This is a genomic window from Psychrosphaera sp. 1_MG-2023 (genome assembly GCF_030548245.1).
Lineage (GTDB): Bacteria > Pseudomonadota > Gammaproteobacteria > Enterobacterales > Alteromonadaceae > Psychrosphaera > Psychrosphaera algicola.
On the sequence record NZ_JAUORW010000057.1, the window covers coordinates 1 to 604 of the forward strand.

The window sequence follows — 604 nt, forward strand, 5'->3', positions numbered from 1 at the left end:
TGGATCACCTCCTTAACGAAAAGTCGCACATGCGAAGTGTCCACACAGATAATTAATTACATATTGTGAGCAAGAAGAAGCTGAAGGCCTGTAGCTCAGCTGGTTAGAGCGCACCCCTGATAAGGGTGAGGTCGGCAGTTCAAGTCTGCCCAGGCCTACCAAACTTTATGTTTGGATAGCGTATGCCAGAAGTTAGGTCCTCAGTATTTAATTGGGGCTATAGCTCAGCTGGGAGAGCGCTTGATTTGCATTCAAGAGGTCCGCGGTTCGATCCCGCGTAGCTCCACCATTCACCACAAGCACCTGACTAGCAGGTGGGCGTAATAAGTTGCTTAACCGGAAGGGGACCTTCCTGACAACTTATGTACTCGCTAAAGTGGCAATCTTCTGCGTAAGAAAGTGCTAAATAATAGATTTTGATAAGAACTTATTATTTAGTATTTTTATAAATACATTGCTCTTTAACAATTTGGAAAGCTGATAAATAAGGTAAACATTATTGTTTATTTAATTTGTTATTCAACAATTTAAAAAATAATTTTGATTATCACTGTAAGAAGAAAACTCAAGCGTTATTTATGTCGATTGTACTTTTAGCGAGTGC

General features: G+C 40.1%; 2 tRNA genes. Both read left to right on the forward strand.

Annotated features, from left to right (window positions below):
• Positions 1 to 84: 84 nt before the first annotated feature.
• Positions 85 to 161: transfer RNA gene (locus tag Q4575_RS19690), tRNA-Ile, on the forward strand.
• A 52-nt stretch (positions 162 to 213) separates the two neighbouring features.
• Positions 214 to 289 (forward strand) — tRNA-Ala (locus Q4575_RS19695).
• Positions 290 to 604 lie beyond the last annotated feature (315 nt).